This is a genomic window from Sphingomonas sp. BK235, assembly GCF_004345855.1.
Taxonomy (GTDB): domain Bacteria; phylum Pseudomonadota; class Alphaproteobacteria; order Sphingomonadales; family Sphingomonadaceae; genus Sphingomonas.
In genome coordinates this window covers 83,057-107,518 of record NZ_SLXN01000007.1, presented here as the reverse complement: position 1 = coordinate 107,518, position 24,462 = coordinate 83,057, and the positions used below count along the sequence as shown (strand labels likewise).

The window sequence follows — 24,462 nt, the reverse complement described above, 5'->3', positions numbered from 1 at the left end:
ATGCGACCTGCCTATGAGACCGACGGCGCGACGATCTATCGCCAGTCGTTCGCGATCATCCGCAGCGAGGCCGATCTGGCCGGTTTCGCGCCGGAGGAGGAGCCGGTCGCGGTGCGGATGATCCACGCCGCCGGTCTGGTCGCGCTGGCACGCGACATCCGCTTCTCGCGCGATTTCGCGCGCGCCGCCCGCACCGCGCTCGCGGCGGGCGCGCCGATCCTGTGCGACGCGCGTATGGTGAGCGAAGGGGTCACCCGGGCGCGCTTGCCCGCGGACAATGCGGTGCTCTGCACGCTGCACGACGCGCGCGTCCCCGCGCTCGCCGCGGCGCTGGGGACGACGCGCTCCGCCGCCGCGCTCGAGCTGTGGCGGCCGCGTCTCGGCGGGGCGGTGGTGGCGATCGGCAATGCGCCAACCGCGCTGTTCCACCTGCTCGCCATGCTCGACGATCCCGCCTGCCCGCGGCCCGCGGCGATCATCGGCTGTCCGGTGGGCTTCGTCGGCGCGGCGGAGTCGAAGGAAGCGCTCTGGGCCGAGCTGCCCGCACCCTGCGCGATCGTGGCGGGGCGGCTCGGCGGCAGCGCCATCACCGTCGCCGCGGTCAACGCGCTGGCGAGCACGGCCGAATGACGCCGGGGACGATCCATGGCGTCGGGCTCGGCCCCGGTGCGGCGGACCTGATGAGCGTCCGCGCCGACCGGCTGGTGCGCGGGGCGCGTCACCTCGCTTTCTTCCGCAAGCGTGGCCGGCCCGGACAGGCGCGCCGCCTCGTCGAGGGCATGTTGCGCGCCGACGTCGTCGAGCATGCGATGGAATATCCGGTCACCACCGAGCTGGCGACCAGCGACCCGCGCTACGTCGAGCTGCTACGGGGCTTCTACGCCGATTGGGCCGGGCGGCTCGCCGCGCTGGCGCGCGCGGGTGCGGACGTGGTGGTGCTGTGCGAGGGGGATCCCTTCTTCTACGGCTCGTTCATGCATCTGCACGCGCGGCTCTCGGGCGCGGTGCCGGTGACGGTGGTGCCCGGCGTCACCGGCATGTCGGGCGCCTGGACCGCGAGCGGCGCGCCGATCACCTGGGGCGACGACGTGCTCACCGTCGCCACCGCGACGCTGCCCGAGGCCGAGCTGACCCGGCGCGCCCGCGATACCGACGCGCTGGTGGTGATGAAGATCGGGCGCCACCTGCCCAAGCTGCGCCGCGCGATCGCCGCGGCCGGGCGCGAGCAGAGCGCCTGGCTGGTCGAGCACGCCGCGATGCCCGAGCAGCGCGTGGTCCCGCTCGCCGAGGCGGGGGAGAGCGCGCCCTATTTCGCGATCCTGCTGGTTCATGGTCAGGGACGACGGCCGTGAGCGCGGGCTGGCTCGCGATCGCGGGGCTTGGCCCCGGTGCGGAGACGCTGGTGACCCCCGAGGTGCGTGACGCGCTCGCCCTCGCGACCGACGTGATCGGCTACGCGCCCTATGTCGCGCGCGTCGCGCCGCGCCCCGGGCTGACGCGCCACGCCTCGGACAATCGCGTCGAGCTCGATCGCGCGGGTCTCGCGCTGGCGCTCGCGCAGGCGGGGCGGCGCGTCGTGGTGGTCTCGTCGGGCGATCCCGGCGTCTTCGCCATGGCCGCGGCGGTGTTCGAGGCGATCGAGCAAGGCCCGCCCGAATGGCGCTCGCTCGACGTGCGCGTGCTGCCGGGCATCACCGCGATGCTCGCCGCCGCGGCGCGCGCCGGCGCGCCGCTGGGGCATGACTTCTGCGCGATCAATCTCTCCGACAATCTCAAGCCCGCCGCCCTGATCGCGCGGCGGCTGCTGTTGGCGGCGGAGGCGGATTTCGCGATCGCGCTGTACAACCCGCGCTCGGTCGCCCGTCCCGACACGCTCGACGCCGCCTTCGCGCTGCTGCGCGACGCCGGCGCGGGCGAGCGCCTCGTGTTGTTCGCGCGCGCGGTGAGCACATCCGAGGAGACGTTGCGGGTCGTCCCGCTCGCCGGGGCGCGCGGCGAGATGGCGGACATGCGGACGCTGGTGATCGTCGGATCGAGCCGGACGCGGCTGATCGCGCGCGACGGGACGCCGTGGCTCTACACCCCGCGGTCCGCCGCATGATCGAGCCAGCGGAGCACCGCGGCGACGTCGGCGCACGCCGGCCGCTCCGGCAGGACCGGTCGCGCGATCATCACCACCGGCACGCCGAGCGCGCGCGCGGCTGCCAGCTTGGCGGAGGCGCCATCGCCCCCCGCATTCTTGCACACCAGCAGATCGATGCGGTGCTCGGTGAGCAGCCGGCGGTCGCCCGCTTCGGTGAAAGGACCGCGGTCGATCACGAGCCGATGGCGCAGCAGCGCGGGCGCGCGCGGCGGCGGGTCGACGAAGCGGAGCAGATAATCGTGCTGCGGTCGCGCGGCGAACCGGTCGACATGCATCCGCCCGAGCGCGAGCATGACGCGCCGCGACGGGCCGGCGAGCGCGTCGATCGCGGCGTCGAGATCGGCGACATGGGTCCAGCGATCCCCCTCCTCCGCGCGCCACGCGGGCCGGCTCAGCGCGACGAGCGGCACGCCCGTCATCGCCCCCGCCGCGACCGCATGCGCGCTCATCTGCGCCGCGAAGGGATGAGTCGCGTCGACGAGATGCGTCACGCGCTCGGCGCGCAGCCATGCCGCCAATCCCGCCGCGCCGCCGAAGCCGCCGACGCGTACCGGCACGGGCTGCGCGCGCGGCGTCGCGGTGCGACCGGCGTAGCTCAGCGTGACACGCCCGCCCCGCCGCGCGACCGCGGCGGCGAGCGCGCTCGCCTCGGTGGTGCCGCCGAGGATCAGGAGGTGCGGCATGGTTGAGCGGGATCCGTGGCTGACGATCGTGGGGATCGGCGAGGATGGACCAGCCGGCCTGTGCGCCGCAAGCCGCGACGCGCTCGACGCCGCCACGCACGTGATCGGCGCGCCGCGCCAGCTCGCGCTGCTGCCAGCGATCGCGGCGACGCAGGAAGCCTGGCCGGTGCCGTTCGCGGACGGGGTGGAGCGGCTGCTCGCGCGGCGCGGCACGCCGACGGTCATGCTCGCCTCGGGCGATCCGTTCTGGTTCGGCGCGGGGGGCACGATCACGGCGCGGCTCGATCGCGGCGAATGGGTCGCCCTGCCCGCGCGCTCCACCTTCGCGCTCGCGGCGGCGCGACTCGGCTGGCGGATCGAGGACACCGCCTGCGTCGGGCTCCATGCCGCGCCGCTGACCCGGCTGCGCCCACTGCTCGCACCCGGACAGCGCGCCATCGTGCTGCTGCGCGACGGCGCGGCCGCGTGCGAGCTGGCGCGCTATCTCGCGGCGCAGGGCTTCGGCGAGAGCGTGATCCACGTGCTCGAGGCGTTGGGCGGCGCGCGCGAGCGGGTGCGCACCACTACCGCCGACGGCTGGCGCCTCGACGATGTCGCGCATCCCGTCGCGCTCGGGATCGCGCTGGCCGGCGCGGGCCGCGTCCTGTCCGGCGCGAGCGGGCGCGCGGACGATTGGTTCGCGCATGACGGCCAGCTCACCAAGCGGCCACAGCGCGCGCTCGCCTTGTCCGCGCTCGCGCCGCGCGCGGGCGAGCTGCTGTGGGACGTCGGCACCGGCTCGGGCTCGATCGCGATCGAGTGGCTGCTGAGCCATCCGCACAATCGCGCGATCGCGGTCGAGCGCGACCCCGTCCGCTCCGCGCGCGCGCGTGCCAATGCCGCAGCGCTCGGCGTGGATCGGCTGATGCTGGTCGAGGGCGCGGCACCCGCCGCGCTGACCGGCCTCGCCGCGCCGGACGCGGTGTTCGTCGGCGGCGGGCTCTCCCGCGCGCTGCTCGATCGGCTCGTCGCCCTGCGTCGCGGCACGCGGCTGGTCGCGCATGCGGTGACGCTCGAGTCGGAGGTGCTGCTCGCCGAGTGCCATGCGGCGCACGGCGGGACGTTGCTGCGCATCGAGCTGGCCGAGGCGGCGGCGCTCGGCGCGCGCCGTGGCTGGCGCGCGCATTACCCCATCGTACAATGGAGCGCGACTTTATGATCGTCGCCGGATTCGGTTGTCGCACCGGAACCCCGCCGGGCTCGCTTGCGGCGGCGCTGATCCAGGCCGCGGGTGCGCGGCGGATCGATCGCCTCGCCGCGCCCGCGGACCGGGTCGCGCTGGTGGCACCGCTCGCCGACGCGCTGGGTCTGCCGCTCGTCGCGATCGCCGCCGAAGCGCTCGCGGGAACCGTCACCCCGACGCGCTCTGCCGTCAGCCTCGCCGCACGCGGCACGGGCAGCGTCGCCGAGGCCGCCGCGCTTCACGCCGCGGGGCCGGGCGCGCGGTTGATCGTGCCCCGCCTCGTCTCCCCCGATCGCCGCGCCACCTGCGCGCTCGCCGAAGGAATCGCATGACCGTTCATTTCATCGGCGCCGGTCCCGGCGCGCCCGATCTGCTCACGCTGCGCGGGCGCGACCTGATCGCGGCCTGCCCCGTCTGCCTCTATGCGGGATCGCTCGTCCCCACGGCGATCCTGCGACACTGCCCGCCCGACGCGCGGATCGTCGACACCGCGCCGCTGTCGCTCGACGCGATCGTCGCCGAGATCGTCGCCGCGCATGATCGCGGGCAGGATGTGGCGCGACTCCACTCGGGCGATTTGTCGTTGTGGTCGGCGATGGGCGAGCAGGTCCGCCGGCTGCGCGCGCTCGCCATCCCCGTCACGATCACCCCCGGGGTGCCCGCCTTCGCCGCCGCGGCGGCGGTGCTGGAGAGCGAGCTGACGCTGCCCGGCGTGGCGCAGTCCGTCGTGCTGACGCGCACGCCCGGCCGTGCCAGCGCGATGCCGCCGCGCGAGACGCTCGCCGCCTTCGCCGCGACCGGGGCGACGCTGGCGATCCATCTCTCGATCCACCGCCTCGCCGAGATCGTCGCCGCGCTGACCCCGTCATATGGCGCCGACTGTCCCGCCGCGGTGGTGTGGCGCGCCTCCTGGCCCGACCAGCGCGTCGCGCGCGCGACACTCGCCACGCTGGTGCAGGCCGCGGCGGACGGCCCCGAACGCACCGCCCTGATCCTCGTCGGGCGCGTGATCGGCGCCGAGGAGTTCGCCGACAGCCGCCTCTACGCCGCCGATTACGAGCGTCGCTTCCGCCCCGTCGCGGATCCGGCGTGACTCCCGGGCTGATGATCGCCGCGCCCGCCTCGGGCAGCGGCAAGACGACGCTGATGCTGGGTCTGCTGCGCGCGCTCGCCGACGAGGGCGTGGCGGTACAACCGTTCAAGAGCGGCCCCGATTACATCGACCCGGCCTTCCACCGCGCCGCCTGCGGCCGCGACTCGTACAATCTCGACAGCTGGGCCATGCCGGGCGCGCTGCTCGACTCGCTCGCCGCCATGGCCGGGGATGCCGATATGGCGCTCGCCGAAGCCTCGATGGGACTGTTCGACGGTGTCGCCACGCCGGGACAGAGCGGCAGCGGCGCGGGCGCCGAGCTGGCGCGGCGGTTCGGCTGGCCGGTGGTGCTGGTGCTCGACGTCGGCGGGCAGGCGCAGTCCGCCGCCGCCACCGCGCTGGGCTTCGCGCGCTACGATCCCGGCGTGACGATCGCGGGCGTGATCCTCAACCGGGTCGCCAGCGCGCGCCACGAGCGGCTCGCGCGCGCGGGCATGGCGGCGGTGGGGATCGACGTCCTGGGCGCGCTGCCACGCGACGCGTCGCTCCGGCTGCCCGAGCGTCATCTCGGACTCGTCCAGGCCGGTGAGCATCCGGATCTCGACGCGCGGATCGCGGCGCATGCGGCGTTCGTCCGCGCGCACGTCGACCTCGTCGCGCTGCGCGCGCGCGCCGCCGGCGGGATCGCGCACGCGGCGCCGACACGTCTGGTCCCGCCGGCGCAGCGGATCGCGCTCGCGCGCGACGCGGCGTTCTCCTTCACCTACCCGCATCTGCTCGCGGGGTGGCGCGCGGCGGGCGCGACGCTGTTGCCCTTCTCGCCGCTGGCCGACGAGCCGCCCGCGCACGACGCCGATCTGGTCTGGCTGCCGGGCGGCTATCCCGAACTCCACGCCGGCAAGATCGCGGCGGCGACGCGCTGTCTGGGCGCGCTGCGCGATCACGCCACCACCCGGCCGGTGCATGGCGAGTGCGGCGGCTATATGGTGCTGGGCGAGGCGCTGGTCGACGCCACCGGGCAGTCGCATCGCATGGCCGGCCTGCTCGGGATGGTGACCAGCCACGCGCAGCGACGGCTCCATCTCGGCTATCGACGCGCCAGCCTGGCGCGGGCGCTCGGTGGCTATGCGCCGGGGACGGCGCTGGCGGGCCATGAGTTCCATTATTCGTCGATCCTCGCGCAGCCCGACCCGCCGCTCGCCGCGGTGACCGACTCCGATGGTGCGGTGGTGGCCGAGACCGGCTCCGCGCGCGGACGGGTCACCGGGAGCTTCTTTCACCTCATCGCCGCGGCGGAACGATGATCGAGCTGAGCCTCGTCGGGATCGGCACCGGCAATCCCGATCATCTGACCCGTGCCGCCGAGGCCGCGATCCGCGCCGCCGACCTCGTGCTGCTGCCGCGCAAACGCGCGGAGACGCGCGAGCTGCTCGACCTGCGCGCCGGCATCTGCGCCGGGCTGCTCGGCGCCGCCGCGCGCACCGCCACCTTCGAGGTGCCCGTCCGCGATCCAGGCGCGCCCTATCTGGACGGCGTCGCAATGTGGCACGCCGCGATCGCGGCGGCGTGGCGCGCGGCGATCGCGGATCATCTGCCGCAGGGCGGCCGGGTGGCGTTGCTGGTGTGGGGCGATCCCGCCTTGTACGACAGCTCGCTGCGCATCGCCGAGCGGCTCGGCGCCGGTGGTCAGGCGGTGAGCGTGACGGTGGTGCCGGGCATCACCAGCCTCCAGGCGCTCGCCGCAGCGCATGCCATCCCGCTCACCGCGCTGGCGGCGCCGCTGCTGGTCACCACCGGCCGGCGCCTCGGCGCGGAAGGCTGGCCCGCCGGGATCGACACCGTGGCGGTGATGCTCGATTCCAGCTGCGCGTTCGAGTCGGTGGACCCGCGCGACGTGACGATCTGGTGGGGTGCCTATCTCGGCATGCCGCAGCAGGCGTTGCGCAGCGGGCCGCTCCGCGCGGTGGCGGCCTCGATCCGCGACGCGCGGACGCTGCTGCGCGCGCAGCACGGCTGGATCATGGACTGCTATCTGCTCCGCCGCGACGCAGCTCCTGGACCCGCCAGCGGCCGCTGAACGACAGCACCGCCAGCGACAGCGGCGCGACGTCGATCGCGAGCGTCGCCGCGGGTGCGATCCCGAGCACGTGCGCGAGCGCGCCGCGGATCACCGCGGCATGCGTCACCGCCAGCAACCGCGGCGTGTCGCCACGCGCGCATCGGTCGAGCCAGACGCCCGCGCGCGCGCGCACCGCGTCGAGCGACTCGCCCTCGGGTGGGCCGCGCTCCGGGGCGGCGAGCCAGGCGCCGAGCGCGTCCGGCGCGATCGCCGCCAGCTCCTGTCCGCGCCACCGACCTGCGTCCTGGTCGGCCAGCGCGTCGACCACCGCTGCCGCGGGAGCGACGATCGCGGCGGTCTCGCGCGCGGCCCGTGCCGGGCTGGTGCAACACGGCCAGTCGCCCGCCGCACCGAGCCGCAGCGCGCGCACCTTGGCCTCACCGCCGCGGTCGAGCGGATCGTCGGGGTCGGGAAAGCGCGCGCGCCGGGTCGCGGCGGTGGCGCCGGCACAGAGCAGGACGAGGCGGACGGTCAGGGCGGGTCTCCTGCTCGGTTGACGCGATCGCGCGCAGTCGCCACAGCGGCAGACCTCAGCACCGGGCGGGAAGCCGGTGAGACTCCGGCGCGGTCGCGCCACTGTGATCGACGGCCCCTCGGCTGTCGAGAGTCAGACCCCGCCCGGTGCGCTCACCCCTTATCCGGGCGCGTCTTCCCGGACTGGAGCCGAACCGATGACCAGCCGAGCCGTCGCGCGCGCCTATCCCGCCCCGTCCGCCCCCACCATCCCCGCCCCCACCATCTCCGCCCCCGCCATCCCGCTCGCCGAGATCGCCCCCTGGGCGGTGTTCGCCGCATTGGTCGCGCTGATCCTGCTGTATATCGTCAGCACCGAACAGGGCGCGGTCGCCGTGTTCAAGGGCATGTACGTCCACGAATTCGTCCACGACGCGCGACACCTGCTCGGCTTCCCCTGCCACTGAGGCGGCGATGTCGATGACCGGGCTGTTGCTCTGGCGGGGAATGCTCGCCGGCCTCGTCGGCGCGTTTCTCGCCGCCACCTTCGCGCTGCTCGTCGCGGAGCCGCACGTCGATGCCGCGATCGCGTTCGAGGCGCGCCACGCCGCCCATGCCGCGGGCGAGGAATGGGTGTCGCGCGCGACGCAGAGGACATGGGGCCTGTATACCGCGATGATGCTGTACGGCACGGCGCTGGGGGGGCTGCTCGCGATCGTCGTGGCGGCGTGCCACGGCCGCGTCGGCCAGATCACGCCGCGCGCGCTCGCGCTGGCGCTCGCGGCGGGCGCGCTGCTCGTCGTGGTCCTCGTCCCCGCGCTCAAATATCCGCCCACCCCGCCAGCGGTGGGGCTGCACGAGACGGTGCGGATGCGCACCGCCGCTTTCCTGGCGATGACCGCGGGGTCGCTGCTCGCCGCCATCGCCGCGGCCTGGTCGGCGCGGCGGCTGCCCGGGCTCGGCCGGCTCGACCGCTGGCTGGTGGGTGCGCTCGTCTATGCCACGGCGGCGACGCTGGTGGCGGCGGTGCTGCCGCTGGTGGACGAAGTGCCCGCCGACTTTCCCGCGTCGCTGTTGTGGCACTATCGCGTCGCCGCGCTCGCCAGCCAGTGTGTCTTCTGGCTCGCCACCGCCGCATTATTCGGTCGCCTGGCCGAGCCGCTGCTCGCGCGGGGGGCGCCGCGATGAGCGACAGCGACTCGCGCCACGCCGAGAAGATGCGCCGGATCCAGGCGAGCCGGCGCACGATGATGGCGGGCAAGACGCGGGAGAAGGGGCTGCTGATCGTCCACACCGGGGCGGGCAAGGGCAAGAGCACCGCCGCCTTCGGCATGGCGGTGCGCGCGATGGGCCACGGGCTGCGCGTCGGCATCGTCCAGTTCGTCAAGGGCGCGATGACCACCGGCGAGCGCGCGATCTTCGACGCCTTCCCCGATCTGGTGACCTTCCGCCCGATGGGCGAGGGCTTCACCTGGGACACGCAGGACCGCGCCCGCGACATCGCGGTGGCGCGCACCGCCTGGGAGGAAGTGACGCGGATGGTCGCCGATCCCGCCTATGCGATGGTGATCGCGGACGAGCTCAACATCGTGCTGCGCTACGATTATCTGCCGCTCGACGAGGTGCTCGCGGTGGCCGCCGCGCGGCCGGCGATGACGCATCTGGTCGCCACCGGGCGCAACGCACCCGCCGCCCTGATCGAGGCGGCCGACCTGGTCACCGAGATGACCGCGATCAAGCATCCGTTCCGCGGCGGGGTGAAGGCGCAGGCCGGGGTGGAATATTGATGGTGGCGCTCCGTCCCGTCCCGCCCGGCCCCGCGGTGATCGCCTGCACCACCTGCCGCCACAGCGCCGACGCGCGAGAGGATCCGGACGGCACGCGCGGCGGTGCCCGGCTCGCCGCGGCCTTGCGCGCGGTGCAGGCGAGTGACCCGTCCTACGCCGCGGTCGCGGTGCAGGAGATGCCGTGCCTGTTCGCCTGCCAGGCGCATTGTACCGTCCACCTGCGCGCGCCGGGCAAGGTCGGTTACGTGCTCGGCCGCTTCGCCCCGGACGAGGCGGCGGCGCGCGCGATCCTGGATTATGCCGCGCATTACGCCGCGAGCGCGACCGGCCAGGTGCCGTTCCGCGACTGGCCCGCCGGCGTGAAGGGCCATTTCCTCACCCGCACCCCGCCCGAGGGGTTCGTGGTCGAATGATCCGGCTCGACACGCCCGCCGCGCTCGACGCCGCGCTGCGCACCCTGCCCGCCCCCGACGCCGGCGCCATCGCGGCGGCGGCGGCGCGGCAGGAGCAGCTCACCAAGCCGCGCGGCTCGCTCGGGCGGCTGGAGGAGATCGCGTTGTTCATGGCCGGGTGGCAGGGCCGCGCGCGGCCGCGGCTCGCGCGCGGGCGGGTCGTGATCTTCGCGGGCAATCACGGCGTCGCGGCACGTGGCGTCAGCGCCTTTCCGCCCGAGGTCACCGCGCAGATGGTCGCGAACTTCGCCGCAGGCGGCGCCGCGATCAACGCGCTGGCGGGGGCAGCGGGGCTCGAGCTGTGCGTGACCGCGCTGGCGCTCGACCGCCCCACCGCCGACATCACGATCGCCCCGGCGATGAGCGCGGACGAGTGCGCCGAGGCGCTGATGGCGGGAGCGGCGGCGGTCGAGCCCGGGCTCGATCTGCTCGTCCCCGGCGAGATGGGGATCGCCAATTCCACCGTGGCCGCCGCGCTATGTGCCGCCGCGCTGGGGGGCACCGCCGATGACTGGGTCGGTCCCGGCTCGGGCGTGAGCGGCGCCGCCGCCGCCGCCAAGCACGCGGCGGTCTCCCGCGCCCTGGCGCTGCATCGCGCCGAGGCGACGACGCCGTTCGAGGCGCTGCGCCGGCTCGGCGGGCGTGAGCTCGCCGCGATCGCGGGCGCGGTGATCGCGGCGCGGCACGCCGGCGTGCCGGTCTTGCTCGACGGGTTCATCGCCACCGCGGCGCTGGCCCCGCTCGCGGCAGCGGCGCCGGCGATCCTCGACCATTGCCTCGCCGGGCATTGCTCGGCCGAGCCGGGGCACGCGCGCTTGCTCGCGCGATGGGGGCTGCGGCCGCTGCTCGCGCTCGACCTGCGGCTTGGCGAGGCGAGCGGCGCCGCGGTCGCCGCCGCGATCGTGCGCGCGGCGCTGGCCGCGCATGACGGGATGGCGACCTTCGCCGACGCGGGCGTCTCGGCGGGGTGACCGCAGCCATCACGCTCCACCTCATGCGCCACGGCGCGACCGCGGCGGACGGCCGGCTGATCGGCCATCACGACGCGCCGGTCACCGCGGCGGGGATCGCCGCCTGCGTGGCCGCCGCCGCCCCGCTGTCCGTCGCGCGGGTCGTCACCTCGGATCTCGCGCGCGCCGCAGCGTGCGGCGGCGCGATCGCGGCGGCGAGGACGGTGCCCGTGCGCGCCGATCCGCGCTGGCGCGAACTCGACTTCGGCGAGTGGGAGGGCCGCCGTCCCGACACGATCGATCCGGCCGCCCTCGCCGCTTTCTGGCACGACCCAGACGTCGCCCCCCCGCCGGGCGGCGAGCGCTGGTCGGCGCTGACCGCGCGGGTCGGCGCCGCATTGACCGAGGTCGCGGATGCGACGCTGGTGGTGGCGCACGCCGGCGCCATCCGCGCCGCGCTCGCGGTGACATGCGGTCTGGACGCACGCCAGGTCTGGGCGGTGGAGCTGCACCACGCCGGCGTCGTCTCGCTGCGCTTGTGGCGCAGCCCGGCGCCGGTCGCGCAGATCGTCGCGCTGCGATGATCCGCCCGCTGCTGGTCGCGCTCGGCTTCCTCACGCGATTGCCGCTGCCCCGTGCCGCGTCCGACCGTGCCGACTGGGCCGCCTCGATCCGCTTTTACCCGCTCGCCGGGCTGGTCGTCGGGGCGCTGGCGGGCGCGGCGGGGGCGCTCGCGGCGATGCGCGACCCATGGCTCGGCGCGCTCGCCGCGCTGCTCACCTGGATCCTGGTGACGGGCGCGCTCCATCTCGACGGGCTGGGCGACCTCGCGGACGCGCTCGGTGCCGCCCACGGCGACCGCGACCGCCTGCTGCGCGTGCTGTCCGAGCCGCAGGTCGGCAGCTTCGCGGTGGTGGCGATCGTGACGCAACTGCTCGCCAAATTGGTGCTGCTCCACGGCTGGTCGTCGCACGCCTGGTGGTCGCTCGCGCTCGTCACCGCGGCGGCGCGGATCGGTCCGCTCGCCTGGGCGCGCTGGCTTCCCCCGCTCAAGCCCGGGCTGGGCGCGACGCTGGCGGAGGCGGTGCGCGCGCGCGACCTGATCGGCTGGGGAACCGTCGTGCTGGTGGCGAGTATCGCTCGCCCCGCCTTGTTCGCCGCGCTGCCGCTCATCGCCTTCTACGCGTGGTGGCTGCGGCGGCGCCTCGGCGGCGTCAACGGCGACGCCCACGGCGCCGGGATCGAATTGGTCGAGACCGGCCTGCTCGCGGCCTTCGTCCTCGTCGGAGGCTAGGGTCTGTACTCAATCGCAGCAAGGATCGTGATCGCCCGCGCAAGGCCGCCCACGAGGAGCGCAGCGCAGCCGGGTAGCTGCGCTACCCGCAAGCAAGCGACGATGTGCAGGTGACATCGTCCCCCGGACGATGTCAGCCATGCCGGGGGCATGGCGACCTGCACATGGGCGGCCTTGCGCGGGCGACCGCTTCGCGGCGGGCGGCTTTTGGCGCCATGAACAGGTTGGATCGTCCCCCGGACGATCCAAGCCATGTCCGGGGGACATGGCGACCTGTTCATCGTCGCGCGTCGGTCACGATGCATGAGCATCGCTCCCTCCTTGCTCCTAGCCTGGCGCCAAAATCCGCTCCGTCACGACCGTGCTGCGATTGAGTACAGACCCTAGGTCACCGCGCCGCGCGCGAGCGCCAGCAGCGCGGCGAGATCGAGGTGCCGCTCCAGCGTGAGCGCGATCGCGTCGAGCGCCGCATCGACATCGGCGCGATGGTCGGCGCCGCCCGCCGCGACGTCGAGCCACGCGCGCCGCTGCGCCGCCAGAGCGAAGATCCCGTGAACATAGGTGCCGGCGACCAGACCGTCGGGCGAGCAGGCCCCGTCGCGGCGCCCGCCCTCGATCACGGTGACGGGACGCGCGCAGTCGGGACCGTGGGTGTCGCCCATGTGCATCTCATAGCCCTCGAACGGCGCGCCCCGCGCCGTCCCGCGCACCGCCTCGAGCCGCTTGCCGCGGCTCAGCCGGGTCTCCACCGCGAGCAACCCGAGGCCCGCGACCGTCTCGGGCGGTCCTTCGATACCGTCCGGGTCGGCGACGCTGCGCCCCAGCATCTGATAACCGCCGCACAGCCCCAGGACCGGCCGGCCGCGGCGCACGTGCGCGCGCACGTCGATGTCCCAGCCCTCGCGCCGCACCGCGTGCAGGTCCGCGATCGTCGCCTTGGAGCCCGCGAGCACGATCAGCGCGGCCTCCGCGGGAATCGGTCGCCCGGGGGGCACCATCACCAGCTCGATCTCGGGTTCGAGGCGGAGCGGGTCGAGATCGTCGAAATTGGCGATGTGCGGCGTGATCGGACAGGCCACCACGATCCGCGCGTCGCGGGCGGTGGCGGGTTTCTGCAACACCACCGCATCCTCGCTCGGCAGCCGCGCCGCCTCGGCCAGCCAGGGCACGACGCCGAAGCCGCGCCAGCCGGTCCGCGCCGCGATCTCGCGATAGCCCGCGTCGAACAGCGCGGGATCGCCGCGGAACTTGTTGACGAGGAAGCCCTGCACCATCGCGGCATCGGCCGGGTCCAGCACCGCGCGCGTGCCCACCAGCGCGGCGATCACCCCGCCGCGGTCGATGTCGCCGACCAGCACCACCGGCACGCCGGCGGCGCGCGCGAAGCCCATGTTGGCGATGTCACCCGCGCGCAGGTTGATCTCCGCCGGGGAACCCGCGCCCTCGACCACCACCAGATCGGCCGCGCGCGCCAGCCGGCGATAGCTCGCGAGCACCTCGTCGAGCAGGCCCTCGCGCCCCTCGCGCCACGCGCTGGCGCGCAGCACGCCGCGGACGCGACCGTTGACCACCAGCTGCGAGCTGCGATCGCCCTGCGGCTTGAGCAGCACGGGGTTCATGTCGGTGGTGGGGGCGACCCGCGCCGCGGCGGCCTGGGTCGCCTGGGCGCGGCCGATCTCGCCGCCGTCCGCGGTCACCGCGGCGTTGGTCGACATGTTCTGCGGCTTGAACGGACGCACGACGAGGCCGCGGTTCGCGAAGGCGCGGCACAGCCCCGCCACCAGCACCGACTTGCCGACGTCCGACCCGGTGCCCTGCAGCATCAGCGCGCCCATGCGACCGCCCCCGCGACGAGCCAGAGCGACAGACACGCGCGGCGATAGATCGCGAGCGCACGGCGGATGTCCCGCGGCCCGAGCGCGGTGCGCCCGTCGCCGATCCACGGCTTGGCGCTGGTCACGCCGTCATAGGCGATCGGCCCGGCGAGCCGCACGCGCAGCGCGCCCGCCATCGCCGCCTCGGTCCAGCCAGCGTTGGGCGAGGCGTGGCGGCGCGCGTCGCGCCACATCACGCCCCAGCCGCCTCCCCCCGCGAGGCAGAGCAGCGCGCCGCCGAGCCGCGCGGGAAGCAGGTTGGCGAGATCGTCGGTCCGCGCCGCCGCCCAGCCGAACGCGCGCCAGCGCGGCTCGCGATGGCCGATCAGGCTGTCCGCGGTGTTGATCGCCTTATAGCCCCACAGCCCGGCCGGTCCGAGCAGCAGCAGCCAGAACAAGGGCGCGGCGACCGCGTCGCAGAAGCTCTCGGCGAGGCTCTCCACCGCCGCGCGCGCGACCCCAGCGGAGTCGAGCGCGGCGACGTCGCGCCCGACGATTCGGCCGACCGCGTCGCGCGCGGCCGCGAGGTCGCCGCGTTCCAGCGCGGCGGCGACCGGCCGCACGTGATCGTCGAGGCTGCGCTGCGCCAGGCCCGGCCAGGCGAGCAGCGCGACGGCGATCCAGGCCGGCGCGCCGAGCAGCGCGCGCAGCCCGCGCCCGGCGAGCCAGGCCGTCCCCGCCGCCATCGTCACCGCCGCGGCGAGCGTGATCGCGCCGAGCAGGCGGCGCCGTCGGCGGTGCGCGGGGGTCAGTCCGTCGGCGGCCGTGGCCTCGTCGCGCGTTCGTTGCCCGGCGGGCGACGGCACCGGCGCGTTCCAGCGCGCGTCCCCCGCGGCGAGAACCCGCGCCACCGCGCCGACGGGATGCCCGACGCGCGCGTAGAGCCACGCCGGCCAGCCGAGCGCGGCATCGAGCGCGAGCGCGACCAGGGCGACGGGCTCAGCGATCGCGCAGCGCCGCGTCGAGCCGCCGCAGCGCACTCGCGTCACCCGGCAGGCCGATCCGCAGCCGCGTCGGCGCGTCGCTGAACGGCCGCACCAACAGGCCGGCGCGCGCCAGCCGCTCGAAGATCAGCGCCGCGTCGTCGCGCTCGACCAGCCGGAACAGCGGGCACGCCCCCTGCGGCACCAGCGCATGCGCGTGGAGCACCCCGTCCAGCGCGGCCGCGGCCTGCGTCAGCCGGGTGCGCGTCGTCGCGATCCAGTCGTCGTCACGATAGGCGGCGGTGCCGAGCCGCAGCGCAATGGTGGAGACCGGCCAGCTGCCGAGCCGCGCCGCGAGCGCCCCGACCAGCGCCGCCGCGCCGCAGGCGAAGCCGAGCCGTATCCCGGCCAGCCCGAAGAACTTGCCGAAGGAGCGAAACACCAGCACGCGGTCGTCGCGCGCCAGCAGCGGCAGCACGCTCGCCTCGGGGAGCGCGTCGGCGAAGGCCTCGTCGATCACGAGCACGCCGTCGCGCGACGCCAGCGTGCGCGCCAGCCCGATCAGCCGGTCGCCCGGCCAGGCGCGCCCGTCGGGATTGTTCGGATTGGCGAGCAACAGCGTCCCCCCGCCCCGCGCCACCTCGTCGACCGCCTCCGCTCCGATCGACCGCGCGCCCGGCAGCGCGGCGGCGTGGGTGCGGTAGCTCGGCGCCACCACGTGCCACGGCTTGGGCAAGGCCAGCCCGCCCAGCGCGCGCAGACCGATCTCGCTCCCGGGCAAGGCGGTGATCGCCACCTCGCGCGCCGCGAACGCGCCCGCCGCGGCCTGATGCAGCGCGGCGAGATCGGACGGCGACGGCAGCGCGCGCAGCATCGCCACCGTGAGCGGCTCGCCCTCCCAGGCGTAGGGGTTGATCCCGGTCGACAGGTCGAGCCAAGGCAGCGGCGCGTCGGGATAGAGTCGCGCGGCGGCGTCGGGCCGCCCGCCATGATAGCTCAGCGCGGCGGCCGGCTCAGGATGAGGTGGGTCGAGCAGCATCGGTGCCCCGCCTGTCGCGACATGGGGCCACGAACACAAGACCGGAAGGGAAAGGGAACATGGACCCGCGGGTGACTCTGGTGCTGGGCGGCGCGCGTTCGGGCAAGAGCCGCCACGCGCAGGCGCTGGCCGAGGCGACGGGCGCGGAGGCGATCTTCGTCGCGACCGCGCAGCCGCTCGACGACGAGATGCGCGCGCGGGTCGAGCGCCATCGCGCCGACCGTGATCCGCGCTGGCGGACGGTCGAGTCACCGCTCGCGCTGGCCGAGACGATCGCGCGACAGGGCGGCGCCGGGCGGGTGTTGCTGGTCGACTGTCTCACGCTCTGGGCATCGAACCTGCTGCTCGACGCGCGGGAGCCGACGGTGGCCATCGAGGCGCTCGACCTCGCGCTGCGCGACACGCCGGCCAGCGTCATCCTGGTCGCGAACGAGGTCGGGCTGGGCATCGTCCCCGACAATGCGCTGGCGCGTCGTTTCCGCGACCTCGCAGGGACGATCAACCAGCGCATCGCCGCGCGCGCCGACCGCGTGCTGTTCGTCGCCGCTGGGCTGCCGCTCGTTCTCAAGTGACGCGACCGGTTCGGGCGGACGGCGCGGCGACGGCGGACGATCGCGCCCACCGCCGCGCGGCCGCGCTCACTGCTTGGCGGGCGGCTCGGCGCCGAGCGCCTTGTCCTCTTTGGCCGCGGGATCCACCGACGGCGCGCCAGACGCCGGCGTGCCGGTGTTCGACAGATCGGCGGTATCGCCCTTCGCACTCTCGGTGACGTTCGCCACCGCGGGGTCGGTCGCCGCGCCGGCCGCGGGGGCGGCGGGCAGCGGCAGGTTCGAGCCCTGCTGGTTCAGATAGGCGATGATGTTGGCGCGATCCTCGGGATTGCCCAGGCCGGCGAAGGTCATCTTGGTGCCGTTGGCGAATTTGCGCGGGCTGGTGAGCCACGCGTTCATCTTGTCGAAGTCCCAGTTGCCGCCGACCGACTTCAGCGCGTCCGAGAAGGCGAAGCCACCCTTGCCCTGTGCGATCCCCTCGCCCAGCGTGGCGTACAGGTTCGGGCCGATGCCGTTGGCGCCACCCTGGTTGATCGTGTGGCAGGCGGCGCACTTCTTGAAGACCTCGGCGCCCTTGGCCGGATCGGCGCTGGCGAGGAGCGACGCGATCGGCACCTCGGCGGCGCCACCGCCCGCGCCGGCCTCTTCCACACCCTCGATGGCATAGCCCATTTTCTCGGGCCGCTCGCCGTGGAAGATCTGGCTGCCGACGATCGACAGGCCCAGCGCGACTCCGGCACCCGCCAAGACCCAGCCGAAAATCGTGTTGCTACGATCGTCCATGTCGCCCGTGTGCCCCTCTCTGATTAGGTCGACCCATAGAAAAGCCGCCACCGCACCGCAAGCGCTTGAGCGGCGCGCCGCGCTCTTCTACGCGCCGGAGCCGAGATGGACAGCTACGCCGCCCCCGCTTTGCCGATCGTCGCACGCCTGACCGAGGCCGCCGCGCGCGCGCCCGAGAAGTCCGTCGCGTTCCAGGGCGCCCCCGGCGCCAACAGCCATGTCGCGGTGGGCGAGGCCTTCCCGGAGGCGCTGCCGCTGCCCTGTTTCAGCTTCGACGACGCGCTCGACGCGGTGAAGCAGGGTCGCGCCGCGCGCGCGCTGATCCCCATCGAGAATTCACTCCACGGCCGCGTCGCCGACATCCACTTCCTGCTGCCCGAATCCGGCCTGGTGATCACCGGCGAGCATTTCCTGCCGATCCGCCACGCGCTGATCGGCATCGGCCCGCGCGATGAGGTCACCAGCGCGATGAGCCATCCCCAGGCGCTCGGCCAGTGCCGCCACTGGCTCAAGGCGCACGGCATCGCACCAGTGAGCTACCCCGACACCGCCGGCGCGGCCGCGGTGGTGGCCGAGTTGCGCGACCCCAGCGTCGCCGCGCTCGCCCCGCCCGGCGCGGCGGCGATCTACGGGCTCGAGCTGCTCGCCACCGACATCGCCGACGCCGACCACAATATGACGCGCTTCGTCACGCTGGCGCGCGAGGGCGTCGCGCCCGAGGGCGACGGGCCGTGGATGACCACCTTCATCTTCGCGGTGAAGAACGTGCCCGCCGCGCTGTACAAGGCGATGGGCGGCTTCGCGACCAACGGGGTCAACATGACCAAGCTGGAGAGCTACCAGCGCGGCGGCAGCTTCGCGGCGACCGAATTCTACGCCGACGTCGAGGGACGCGCGGGCGAGCCCGGCTTCGACCGCGCGATGGCCGAACTGGGTTTCCACGCCAAGCATCTGCGCGTGCTCGGTTCCTACCGCCAGGCGCGCAAACGCGGCTGACCGCCCCCTTGCGCGCGCCGCACCCGCTCCTATCGTGCGGCCCGACGAACATGGGTGGGGACCGACGCGTGATGAAGACCTTGCTGCTGGCCGGCGCCGCGATCACTGCCGCCGCGGCGTCGCCCGCCTGGACGCAGGCCGCACCGCAGCCGCCGCGCGCGGCGAAGAAGCCTCACCAGGTCACCTCGCCCAACGGCACGCGCGAGGACGATTACTACTGGCTGCGCGACGATACCCGCAAGAACCCCGAGATGCTCGCCTATCTCGCCGCGGAGAACGCCTACGCGGACGCGACGCTGGCGTCGCTCAAGCCGCTGCAGGACAGGCTCTACGCCGAGACGGTCAGCCACATCAAACAGGACGACAGCAGCGTCCCCTATCGCGAGCGCGGCTATTATTATCAGACGCGCTTCACCCCGGGCGCCGACTATCCGGTCATCGAGCGCCGCAAGGGCACGCCCGACGCCCCCGCCGAGGTGATGTTCGATCAGCCCGCAATGGCGAAAGGGCATAGTTTCTTCGCGCTGAGCGACTGGTCCGTTACCCAGGACAACCGGCTGGTGGCCTATGCCGAGGACACGGTCGGCCGGCGACAATATGTGCTCAAGGTCAAGGACCTCTCCACCGGACGGCTGCTGCCGGACACGATCACCAACGTCGAGCCCAACCTCGTCTGGGCCGACGACAACCGCACGCTCTTCTACATCGCCAAGGATCCGGTGACGCTGCGCGGCTATCGCGTAATGGCGCACGTGCTCGGCACGCCGGTGAGCGCCGACCGCCTCGTCTACGAGGAGAAGGACGACACCTTCCAGATGGGGATCAGCCGCACCAGCGACGATCGCTTCCTCTGCATCGGCGTGTCCGCCACGGTGAGCGACGAGCAGCGCTGCGCCCCCGCGGCGGCGCCGACCCGCTTCACGCTGGTGGCGCCGCGCGCACGCGAGTTCCGCTACGGCGCGGATCACATGGGGGATCGCTGGATCATCCGCACCAATCGCGACGCGCGCAACTACAAGCTCGTCACCGTCGCCGACCGCGAGCTCGCCCGCGGCGTGGCGGCGTGGCGCGACCTGACGCCGGCGAGCGACAGCGTCTTCATCGAGGATTTCAAGCCGTTCCGCGGCTTCATCGCGCTCGACCAGCGCGAGGGCGGCAATCGCATGATCCGGCTGCTGACCGAGGGCCGCTCGGCGCCGGTGAAGGCGGACGAGCCGGCCTATCAGATGGAGCTGGCGGTCAATCCCGAACCCGACACCGATTGGGTGCGCTATACCTATGCCTCGCTGGTGACGCCGACGACCACCTATGAGGTCAACGCGAAGACGGGCGAGCGCCGCGTGCTCAAGGTCGCGCCGGTGCCGGGCTACGACCCGTCGAACTACGTCACCGAGCGGGTCTGGGCGACCGCACGCGACGGCACCAAGGTCCCGGTATCGGTGGTGTACCGCAAAGACGTGAAGCGCGACGGCACCGCGCCGCTGTTCCAATATGCCTATGGCAGCTACGGCCTGTCGATGGACCCGGCGGTCGACCCGGCGCGGATCGCGCTGCTCGACCGCGGTGTGGTCTACGCGCTGGCGCATATCCGCGGCGGGCAGGAGATGGGGCGCGGCTGGTATGACGAGGGCCACCTGCTGCACAAGAAGAACAGCTTCACCGACTTCATCGACGTGACGCGCTACCTGGTCGCGCAGAAATATGCCGCGCCGGGTCGAGTAGCGGCGATGGGCGGCAGCGCGGGCGGGCTGCTGATGGGCGCGGTCGCGAACATGGCGCCGCAGGACTACGCCCTGATCATCGCGCAGGTGCCGTTCGTCGACGTGGTGACGACGATGCTCGACGCCTCGATCCCGCTGACCACGTTCGAATATGACGAATGGGGCAATCCGGCGCAGAAGCCTTATTACGATTATATGCTGAGCTATTCGCCGTACGACAATGTCGCGGCCAAGGCCTATCCGGCGATGTACGTCAGCACCGGGCTGTGGGACAGCCAGGTGCAATATTACGAGCCGACCAAATGGGTGGCGCGGCTGCGCGAGCTGAAGACCGGCGACGCGCCGCTGGTGTACCGCGTCAACATGGAGGCGGGGCACGGCGGCAAGTCGGGCCGGTTCGAGCGTTATCGCCAGGGCGCGGAATGGCAGGCCTTCGCATTGCAGCGGTTGAAGGCGGCGGACTGAGGCGACGCGCGCGGCTGTTCCGTTCCAGCTCGTCGTACACTCCCGTCATCCCGGACTTGGTCCGGGATCCACCCAACCGCATATCCTGAAACCGCTGTTCGCGCGGAGGCGTGGATCGCGGGAGCGATCCGCGATGCCGGGAGGGCGCGGAGGCGGCCGAACGCTTGGTCCACATCGTCTCGCACCGCGATCCCGCGTGAATTAGTTCACGCGAAGCCGCGAAGACGCGAGGAAGAAGGTTGTTCGCGCGGAGGCGCGGAGACGCGGAGGTGTTCCGCTCGGGACGCGCGTCGAGCCTGACAACGAGATGGTGGCGGCATCCTTTCCCGTGCTCCTGCGAACGCAGGAGCCCAGTGCCGCACACTCCGTCAGACGTTGTTCTGCTTGGCCCTGGGTTCCGGCTTTCGCCGGAACACGGCGAGAGCACGCGCGAGTCGAGTGACCTTGCAGCGATCTCGACCAGGAGAACATCCTGCCCGTCTCGCCGTCGAACGCGCTCGCAGCAGCTTTTCGGAGAAGCCGCTACGCGGCATTCTCCACCTCTGTGCGCCTCCGCGCCTCCGCGCGAACAACCTTCTTCCTCGCGTCTTCGCGTCTTCGCGTGAACACCCCTACTTCACGCCACGCCCGCCCCGCTCAGCCCGTCCATGCCCGCAGCAGCGTATGCGCGATCGCATAGGGCGGCGGCGCGACGAAGCGCCCTCCCTCGCCCGCGAGCGCCGCGCGCACCTCGTCGCGCGTGACCCACATCGCGTCCTCCAGCTCGTTGGCGTCGAGCGTGATCCTGTCATCGGCCGCCTGCGCGACGCAGGCGATCATCAGCTGCGACGGAAACGGCCACGGCTGGCTCGCGACGTAGCGCACCTCCGTCACCCGCACCCCCGATTCCTCGGCGATCTCGCGCGCCACCGCTTCCTCGATCGACTCGCCCGGCTCGAGGAAGCCCGCCAACGCCGAGTAGCGCCCCGCGGGCCAGGTCGGCTGCCGCCCGACCAGCGCGCGCCCGTCATGCTCTGCCAGCATGATCACCACCGGGTCGACGCGTGGGAAATGCTCCGCCGAGCAGCTCGGGCAGCGCCGCCCCCAGCCCGCGCGGAACAGCCCGGTGGCGCTGCCGCAATTGGCGCAGAAGCGGTGCCGCGCGTGCCAGTCGAGCAGCGAGCGCGCCGCCGCGAAGGTCGCCGCCTCGCCCGCGCGCAACTGGTCGAGCAGACCGAAGAGTCGGGGCGAGCGGAACGGCGGCGGCGCCCCCGCGCCGGGCACGATCGCGGCGAAGCGCGGCGCCCCGGCGTCGAGCCCGAGCAGCACCAGCTCGGCCTCGCTCGGCGCTGCGGACAGCGGCGCCCAGGCCAAAGCCCCGTCCTCACCCAACACCGGCTCGAACGACTCGAGCACCAGCAGCCGCGCCGCCGGGTCCGCCATCGCCTCGGCGAGGCCGTCGGCATCGTGGCGCAGCGCGTCGGCGCGGTCGAGCGTGCCGCCGGTGAAGCCGGTCGCGATCATCGCGGCACGCCGGGGTGGAGCCGCGCCGCGTCGCGCGCCAGCGCCGCGAAGGTCTCCTTGGCCAGCGGGTAGCGCTCGCCCGGGAAGTAATTGACCATGATCGTCCCCCTGAAGCGCCGCGCCGGGTCGACGATCGCCACCGTCCCCGCCGCGCCGCCCCAGCCGTAGCTGCCCTTCGACGCGCCGCCGGCCTCGTCGGCGAGATAGACCACCCCGCCCGCGCCGAAGCCCTGCGCCACGCCTTCCTTGTTCTTATAGCTCACGCCGGCCGGCAGCAGGTTGGACATCGCCAGCCGCGCGGTCTCGGGCTTCATGATCGTCACGCCGTCGAGCGTACCCGCATTCTGGAGCATGTGGAGGAAGCGGTCATAGTCGCGCGCCGACGCCACCAGCCCCGCGCCGCCGTACGGGAAGCTGGGCGGCTGGAGGAACACAGAGCGCGCCGCGGGGTCGAGCGGGATCAGCTGGTCGCCCGCGAAGGCGTAGTTGGTGGCGAAGCGCGCGATATTGCCGGGCGCGACCTGGAAGTCGGTCGAGGTCATGCCGAGCGGATCGAGGATGCGCGCGTGGACGAAGCGCTCGAAGGGCTGGCCGGAAACCTTCTCGATCACCGCGGCGAGCACGTCGAGCCCCATCGAATAATGCCAGACCGTCCCCGGCTCGGCGACGAGCGGCGCCTGCGCGACGCGCTCGGCGAAGGCGATCAGCGAGGTCGGTCGCGTCTTGCGCGCCACCGCCTCGGTCTGCGCATTGGCCGAGAAAGGGACCAGGCCGAGCCGCTCATATTCCTTCAGCAGCGGTCCCTGCGCGTTGATCTGATAGCCGATGCCGGAACTGTGCGTCATCAGCTCGCGGATCGTGATCGGCGCGCGCGCGGGCCGCGTCTCCAGCGACGTGTCGGGGCTGGTCAGCACCTTCATCTTAGCGAAGCCGGGAAAATACTTCGAGAGCGGGTCGTCGAGCGACAGCTTGCCCTCCTCCACCAGCAGCATCGCCGCCATGCCGGTGACCGGCTTGGTCATCGAGTAGACGCGCCACAGTGAGTCGGGGCCGGCCGGCTGCGTGCCCGGATCGGTCGCGATCGTGCCGGCGCTGAGGAAGACGGTGGGCAGGTCGCCGAGCCCGAAGGCGCCGACGATGCCGGGCATCTTCCTGTCGCGGACATAGCCGTCGAACAGCGCCTGCGTCGCCGGCAGGAGCTGCGTCCCGGGCAGCCCCTGCGGCATGGTGATTCCCTGCGCGGGCGGCGCCGTCTGCGGGCGCGGCGCGGGCGTGGGCGCGCGCTGCGCCGACAGCTGAGTCGCCGCCACCAGCGCGGTGAGCGCCGCCGTACCGAACCACCGGAACACCGTCATGCCTGTCTGCTCCTCGCCAGCGCTGCCGCCTTCGCGAACAAGGTCGGCAGCCCCGCCTCGTCCAGTGTCGCGACCGGCCACCATTCACCCAGGTTGGTCGCGCGCTCGGTGTCGGCGACCGCCACGTCCAGGTCCAGCGTGAAATGCGTGAAGCCGTGCTCGACTCGTCGCTCCAGCACGCGCCACGCCGCGTCCGCGGGCGCGTCGCGCAGCCCCGGCGGCGCACTCTCCCACGGGCCGGTCGGCAGCGCGCGCATGCCGCCGAGCAGCCCCTTGTCGGGGCGGCGCACCAGTAGCACGTGGCCGTCGCGCTCCAGCCAGAAGATCGTGCCGTAGCGGTGCGGCCGCGCCGATTTGGGCTTCTTGACCGGGAAGGCCTCGGGCGTGCCGAGCGCGAGCGCGGCGCATTGATCGGCGAGCGGGCAGAGCAGGCAGCGCGGCTTGCGCGGGGTGCAGACCGCCGAGCCCAGGTCCATCATCGCCTGCGCATAGTCGCCGGCGCGCTGCTCCGGCGTGATCGTCGCCGCGGCGGCGCGGATCGCGCGGCGCCCACCCGGCAGCGGCGCGGGAATCGCGAACAGCCGCGCCACCACGCGCTCGACATTGGCGTCCACCACGACCGCGCGCCGCCCGAAAGCGATCGCCGCGACGGCGGCGGCGGTATAGTCGCCGAAGCCGGGCAGCGCGCGCAAGGCTTCCTCGGTGTCGGGCAGCCGGCCGCCATGCTCCGTCGCGATCGCGCGCGCCGCGGCGAGCAGGTTGCGCGCGCGGGCATAGTAACCGAGCCCCGCCCAGGCCGCCATGACATCGGCCTCGTCCGCCGCGGCGAGGTCGGCGAAGCTCGGCCAGCGCGCCACCCAGGCGGCGAAGCGCGGGCGCACCGTCGCCACCGTGGTCTGCTGCAACATCACCTCGCTCAGCCACACGCGATAGGGATCGGGCGTCTCGCCCGGCAGCGCGCGCCACGGCAGCGCGCGGCGGTGGCGGTCATACCAGTGTAGCAAGGGCTTGGCGGCAGTGATCGCGCGCTTGGCGTCCATGCCCCGGCTATGGCAT

At 73.6% G+C, this 24,462-nt stretch carries 27 protein-coding genes and 1 riboswitch; of the genes, 18 read left to right on the top strand and 9 right to left on the bottom strand.

The window, feature by feature from the left end:
• The 3 genes from EV292_RS17250 to cobJ are packed head-to-tail and all read left to right on the top strand — an operon-like array spanning position 1 to position 2,101.
• On the top strand, positions 1-630 hold the full coding sequence (locus EV292_RS17250) for a precorrin-8X methylmutase (RefSeq protein WP_132910486.1): 630 nt from the start codon (positions 1-3) through the stop codon (positions 628-630).
• A complete protein-coding gene (gene cobI / locus EV292_RS17245) occupies positions 627-1,352 on the top strand; it encodes a precorrin-2 C(20)-methyltransferase (RefSeq protein WP_132910485.1) in 726 nt (241 codons plus the stop codon). Before EV292_RS17250 ends, cobI begins: the two co-directional genes overlap by 4 nt.
• A complete protein-coding gene (gene cobJ, locus EV292_RS17240) occupies positions 1,349-2,101 on the top strand; it encodes a precorrin-3B C(17)-methyltransferase (RefSeq protein ID WP_132910484.1) in 753 nt (250 codons plus the stop codon). Before cobI ends, cobJ begins: the two co-directional genes overlap by 4 nt.
• On the opposite strand, the gene EV292_RS17235 is transcribed toward cobJ, so the two are convergent.
• Positions 2,077-2,826 (bottom strand): cobalt-precorrin-6A reductase, encoded by a 750-nt coding sequence (locus EV292_RS17235; protein WP_132910483.1) that lies wholly within the window; start codon positions 2,824-2,826, stop codon positions 2,077-2,079. The genes cobJ and EV292_RS17235 overlap by 25 nt on opposite strands.
• On the opposite strand from EV292_RS17235, the gene cbiE reads away from it, so the two are divergent.
• From cbiE to cobF, 5 genes are read left to right on the top strand one after another with little or no spacing between them, the layout of a single operon-like run.
• Complete coding sequence (cbiE, locus tag EV292_RS17230; RefSeq protein ID WP_132910482.1) at positions 2,825-4,024, top strand: precorrin-6y C5,15-methyltransferase (decarboxylating) subunit CbiE; 1,200 nt, start codon at positions 2,825-2,827, stop codon at positions 4,022-4,024. The genes EV292_RS17235 and cbiE overlap by 2 nt on opposite strands.
• Complete coding sequence (locus EV292_RS17225; protein ID WP_132910481.1) at positions 4,021-4,380, top strand: cobalamin biosynthesis protein; 360 nt, start codon at positions 4,021-4,023, stop codon at positions 4,378-4,380. The genes cbiE and EV292_RS17225 overlap by 4 nt, the downstream gene beginning before the upstream one ends.
• A complete protein-coding gene (gene cobM / locus EV292_RS17220) occupies positions 4,377-5,141 on the top strand; it encodes a precorrin-4 C(11)-methyltransferase (RefSeq protein WP_132910480.1) in 765 nt (254 codons plus the stop codon). The genes EV292_RS17225 and cobM overlap by 4 nt, the downstream gene beginning before the upstream one ends.
• A gap of 11 nt (positions 5,142-5,152) precedes the next feature.
• Positions 5,153-6,445, top strand: coding sequence for a cobyrinate a,c-diamide synthase (locus EV292_RS17215; protein WP_132910618.1), 1,293 nt, complete (start codon positions 5,153-5,155; stop codon positions 6,443-6,445).
• Positions 6,442-7,218, top strand: coding sequence for a precorrin-6A synthase (deacetylating) (gene cobF / locus EV292_RS17210; protein WP_132910479.1), 777 nt, complete (start codon positions 6,442-6,444; stop codon positions 7,216-7,218). Before EV292_RS17215 ends, cobF begins: the two co-directional genes overlap by 4 nt.
• On the opposite strand, the gene EV292_RS17205 is transcribed toward cobF, so the two are convergent.
• Complete coding sequence (locus tag EV292_RS17205) at positions 7,160-7,837, bottom strand: histidine phosphatase family protein (RefSeq protein ID WP_165927162.1); 678 nt, start codon at positions 7,835-7,837, stop codon at positions 7,160-7,162. The two genes, cobF and EV292_RS17205, sit on opposite strands and share 59 nt — an antisense overlap.
• Positions 7,803-7,874: riboswitch (cobalamin riboswitch) on the top strand. (Overlaps the previous gene by 35 nt.)
• 57 nt (positions 7,875-7,931) lie before the next feature.
• Between EV292_RS17205 and EV292_RS17200 the strand changes: the two genes are divergently transcribed.
• The 7 genes from EV292_RS17200 to cobS are packed head-to-tail and all read left to right on the top strand — an operon-like array spanning position 7,932 to position 12,196.
• Positions 7,932-8,180, top strand: a complete 249-nt coding sequence (locus EV292_RS17200; RefSeq protein ID WP_132910477.1) for a CbtB-domain containing protein — start codon at positions 7,932-7,934, stop codon at positions 8,178-8,180.
• Positions 8,181-8,187: 7 nt separating this feature from the next.
• Entirely contained in the window at positions 8,188-8,901 is a 714-nt protein-coding gene (locus EV292_RS17195; protein WP_243693830.1) for a CbtA family protein, read from the top strand.
• Entirely contained in the window at positions 8,898-9,500 is a 603-nt protein-coding gene (gene cobO / locus EV292_RS17190; RefSeq protein WP_132910476.1) for a cob(I)yrinic acid a,c-diamide adenosyltransferase, read from the top strand. The genes EV292_RS17195 and cobO overlap by 4 nt, the downstream gene beginning before the upstream one ends.
• Positions 9,500-9,913 (top strand): DUF1636 domain-containing protein, encoded by a 414-nt coding sequence (locus EV292_RS17185; protein WP_132910475.1) that lies wholly within the window; start codon positions 9,500-9,502, stop codon positions 9,911-9,913. Before cobO ends, EV292_RS17185 begins: the two co-directional genes overlap by 1 nt.
• Positions 9,910-10,923 (top strand): nicotinate-nucleotide--dimethylbenzimidazole phosphoribosyltransferase, encoded by a 1,014-nt coding sequence (gene cobT / locus EV292_RS17180; protein ID WP_132910474.1) that lies wholly within the window; start codon positions 9,910-9,912, stop codon positions 10,921-10,923. The genes EV292_RS17185 and cobT overlap by 4 nt, the downstream gene beginning before the upstream one ends.
• Positions 10,920-11,486 carry a histidine phosphatase family protein gene (locus EV292_RS17175; RefSeq protein WP_243693829.1) on the top strand — a complete coding sequence of 189 codons (567 nt, stop codon included), beginning with the start codon at positions 10,920-10,922 and terminating at the stop codon, positions 11,484-11,486. The genes cobT and EV292_RS17175 overlap by 4 nt, the downstream gene beginning before the upstream one ends.
• Positions 11,483-12,196 (top strand): adenosylcobinamide-GDP ribazoletransferase, encoded by a 714-nt coding sequence (gene cobS, locus EV292_RS17170; RefSeq protein WP_347812603.1) that lies wholly within the window; start codon positions 11,483-11,485, stop codon positions 12,194-12,196. Before EV292_RS17175 ends, cobS begins: the two co-directional genes overlap by 4 nt.
• Positions 12,197-12,579: 383 nt before the next feature.
• Here cobS and EV292_RS17165 read toward each other — a convergent pair whose 3' ends face one another.
• The 3 genes from EV292_RS17165 to EV292_RS17155 are packed head-to-tail and all read right to left on the bottom strand — an operon-like array spanning position 12,580 to position 16,032.
• Entirely contained in the window at positions 12,580-14,031 is a 1,452-nt protein-coding gene (locus EV292_RS17165) for a cobyric acid synthase (protein WP_132910473.1), read from the bottom strand.
• Positions 14,019-15,017, bottom strand: a complete 999-nt coding sequence (locus EV292_RS17160; protein WP_132910614.1) for a CobD/CbiB family cobalamin biosynthesis protein — start codon at positions 15,015-15,017, stop codon at positions 14,019-14,021. Before EV292_RS17160 ends, EV292_RS17165 begins: the two co-directional genes overlap by 13 nt.
• Positions 15,010-16,032, bottom strand: a complete 1,023-nt coding sequence (locus EV292_RS17155; protein ID WP_132910472.1) for an aminotransferase class I/II-fold pyridoxal phosphate-dependent enzyme — start codon at positions 16,030-16,032, stop codon at positions 15,010-15,012. The genes EV292_RS17160 and EV292_RS17155 overlap by 8 nt, the downstream gene beginning before the upstream one ends.
• Before the next feature lie 59 nt (positions 16,033-16,091).
• Here EV292_RS17155 and cobU point away from each other — a divergent pair, with 59 nt between their 5' ends.
• Positions 16,092-16,604, top strand: a complete 513-nt coding sequence (gene cobU, locus EV292_RS17150) for a bifunctional adenosylcobinamide kinase/adenosylcobinamide-phosphate guanylyltransferase (RefSeq protein WP_132910471.1) — start codon at positions 16,092-16,094, stop codon at positions 16,602-16,604.
• A 66-nt stretch (positions 16,605-16,670) separates the two neighbouring features.
• On the opposite strand, the gene EV292_RS17145 is transcribed toward cobU, so the two are convergent.
• Positions 16,671-17,366 (bottom strand): cytochrome c family protein, encoded by a 696-nt coding sequence (locus tag EV292_RS17145; protein WP_132910470.1) that lies wholly within the window; start codon positions 17,364-17,366, stop codon positions 16,671-16,673.
• Positions 17,367-17,471: 105 nt separating this feature from the next.
• Between EV292_RS17145 and EV292_RS17140 the strand changes: the two genes are divergently transcribed.
• Entirely contained in the window at positions 17,472-18,362 is an 891-nt protein-coding gene (locus EV292_RS17140; protein WP_132910469.1) for a prephenate dehydratase, read from the top strand.
• Positions 18,363-18,433: 71 nt separating this feature from the next.
• The gene (locus tag EV292_RS17135; protein WP_132910468.1) at positions 18,434-20,548 is read left to right on the top strand and encodes a S9 family peptidase; all 2,115 of its coding nucleotides are present in this window, start codon (positions 18,434-18,436) and stop codon (positions 20,546-20,548) included.
• 636 nt (positions 20,549-21,184) lie between these two features.
• Here EV292_RS17135 and nudC read toward each other — a convergent pair.
• Genes nudC through mutY form a run of 3 tightly spaced genes read right to left on the bottom strand, consistent with a single transcriptional unit; the run spans position 21,185 to position 24,446 of the window.
• The gene (gene nudC, locus EV292_RS17130) at positions 21,185-22,051 is read right to left on the bottom strand and encodes an NAD(+) diphosphatase (RefSeq protein ID WP_132910467.1); all 867 of its coding nucleotides are present in this window, start codon (positions 22,049-22,051) and stop codon (positions 21,185-21,187) included.
• Entirely contained in the window at positions 22,048-23,406 is a 1,359-nt protein-coding gene (locus EV292_RS17125; protein ID WP_132910466.1) for a serine hydrolase domain-containing protein, read from the bottom strand. The genes nudC and EV292_RS17125 overlap by 4 nt, the downstream gene beginning before the upstream one ends.
• Entirely contained in the window at positions 23,403-24,446 is a 1,044-nt protein-coding gene (gene mutY, locus EV292_RS17120) for an A/G-specific adenine glycosylase (RefSeq protein WP_132910465.1), read from the bottom strand. Before mutY ends, EV292_RS17125 begins: the two co-directional genes overlap by 4 nt.
• Positions 24,447-24,462: the final 16 nt, after the last annotated feature.

Excerpts from the sequence above, each read along its gene's own strand:
- EV292_RS17250 (WP_132910486.1), top strand. The coding sequence starts at position 1 with ATGCGACCTGCCTATGAGACCGACGGCGCGACGATCTATCGCCAGTCG.
- cobI (WP_132910485.1), top strand. The coding sequence starts at position 627 with ATGACGCCGGGGACGATCCATGGCGTCGGGCTCGGCCCCGGTGCGGCG.
- cbiE (WP_132910482.1), top strand. The coding sequence starts at position 2,825 with ATGGTTGAGCGGGATCCGTGGCTGACGATCGTGGGGATCGGCGAGGAT.
- EV292_RS17235 (WP_132910483.1), bottom strand. The coding sequence starts at position 2,826 with ATGCCGCACCTCCTGATCCTCGGCGGCACCACCGAGGCGAGCGCGCTC.
- EV292_RS17225 (WP_132910481.1), top strand. The coding sequence starts at position 4,021 with ATGATCGTCGCCGGATTCGGTTGTCGCACCGGAACCCCGCCGGGCTCG.
- cobM (WP_132910480.1), top strand. The coding sequence starts at position 4,377 with ATGACCGTTCATTTCATCGGCGCCGGTCCCGGCGCGCCCGATCTGCTC.
- EV292_RS17215 (WP_132910618.1), top strand. The coding sequence starts at position 5,153 with ATGATCGCCGCGCCCGCCTCGGGCAGCGGCAAGACGACGCTGATGCTG.
- cobF (WP_132910479.1), top strand. The coding sequence starts at position 6,442 with ATGATCGAGCTGAGCCTCGTCGGGATCGGCACCGGCAATCCCGATCAT.
- EV292_RS17200 (WP_132910477.1), top strand. The coding sequence starts at position 7,932 with ATGACCAGCCGAGCCGTCGCGCGCGCCTATCCCGCCCCGTCCGCCCCC.
- EV292_RS17195 (WP_243693830.1), top strand. The coding sequence starts at position 8,188 with ATGTCGATGACCGGGCTGTTGCTCTGGCGGGGAATGCTCGCCGGCCTC.
- cobO (WP_132910476.1), top strand. The coding sequence starts at position 8,898 with ATGAGCGACAGCGACTCGCGCCACGCCGAGAAGATGCGCCGGATCCAG.
- EV292_RS17185 (WP_132910475.1), top strand. The coding sequence starts at position 9,500 with ATGGTGGCGCTCCGTCCCGTCCCGCCCGGCCCCGCGGTGATCGCCTGC.
- cobT (WP_132910474.1), top strand. The coding sequence starts at position 9,910 with ATGATCCGGCTCGACACGCCCGCCGCGCTCGACGCCGCGCTGCGCACC.
- cobS (WP_347812603.1), top strand. The coding sequence starts at position 11,483 with ATGATCCGCCCGCTGCTGGTCGCGCTCGGCTTCCTCACGCGATTGCCG.
- EV292_RS17165 (WP_132910473.1), bottom strand. The coding sequence starts at position 14,031 with ATGGGCGCGCTGATGCTGCAGGGCACCGGGTCGGACGTCGGCAAGTCG.
- EV292_RS17155 (WP_132910472.1), bottom strand. The coding sequence starts at position 16,032 with ATGCTGCTCGACCCACCTCATCCTGAGCCGGCCGCCGCGCTGAGCTAT.
- cobU (WP_132910471.1), top strand. The coding sequence starts at position 16,092 with ATGGACCCGCGGGTGACTCTGGTGCTGGGCGGCGCGCGTTCGGGCAAG.
- EV292_RS17145 (WP_132910470.1), bottom strand. The coding sequence starts at position 17,366 with ATGGACGATCGTAGCAACACGATTTTCGGCTGGGTCTTGGCGGGTGCC.
- EV292_RS17140 (WP_132910469.1), top strand. The coding sequence starts at position 17,472 with ATGGACAGCTACGCCGCCCCCGCTTTGCCGATCGTCGCACGCCTGACC.
- EV292_RS17135 (WP_132910468.1), top strand. The coding sequence starts at position 18,434 with ATGAAGACCTTGCTGCTGGCCGGCGCCGCGATCACTGCCGCCGCGGCG.
- nudC (WP_132910467.1), bottom strand. The coding sequence starts at position 22,051 with ATGATCGCGACCGGCTTCACCGGCGGCACGCTCGACCGCGCCGACGCG.
- EV292_RS17125 (WP_132910466.1), bottom strand. The coding sequence starts at position 23,406 with ATGACGGTGTTCCGGTGGTTCGGTACGGCGGCGCTCACCGCGCTGGTG.
- mutY (WP_132910465.1), bottom strand. The coding sequence starts at position 24,446 with ATGGACGCCAAGCGCGCGATCACTGCCGCCAAGCCCTTGCTACACTGG.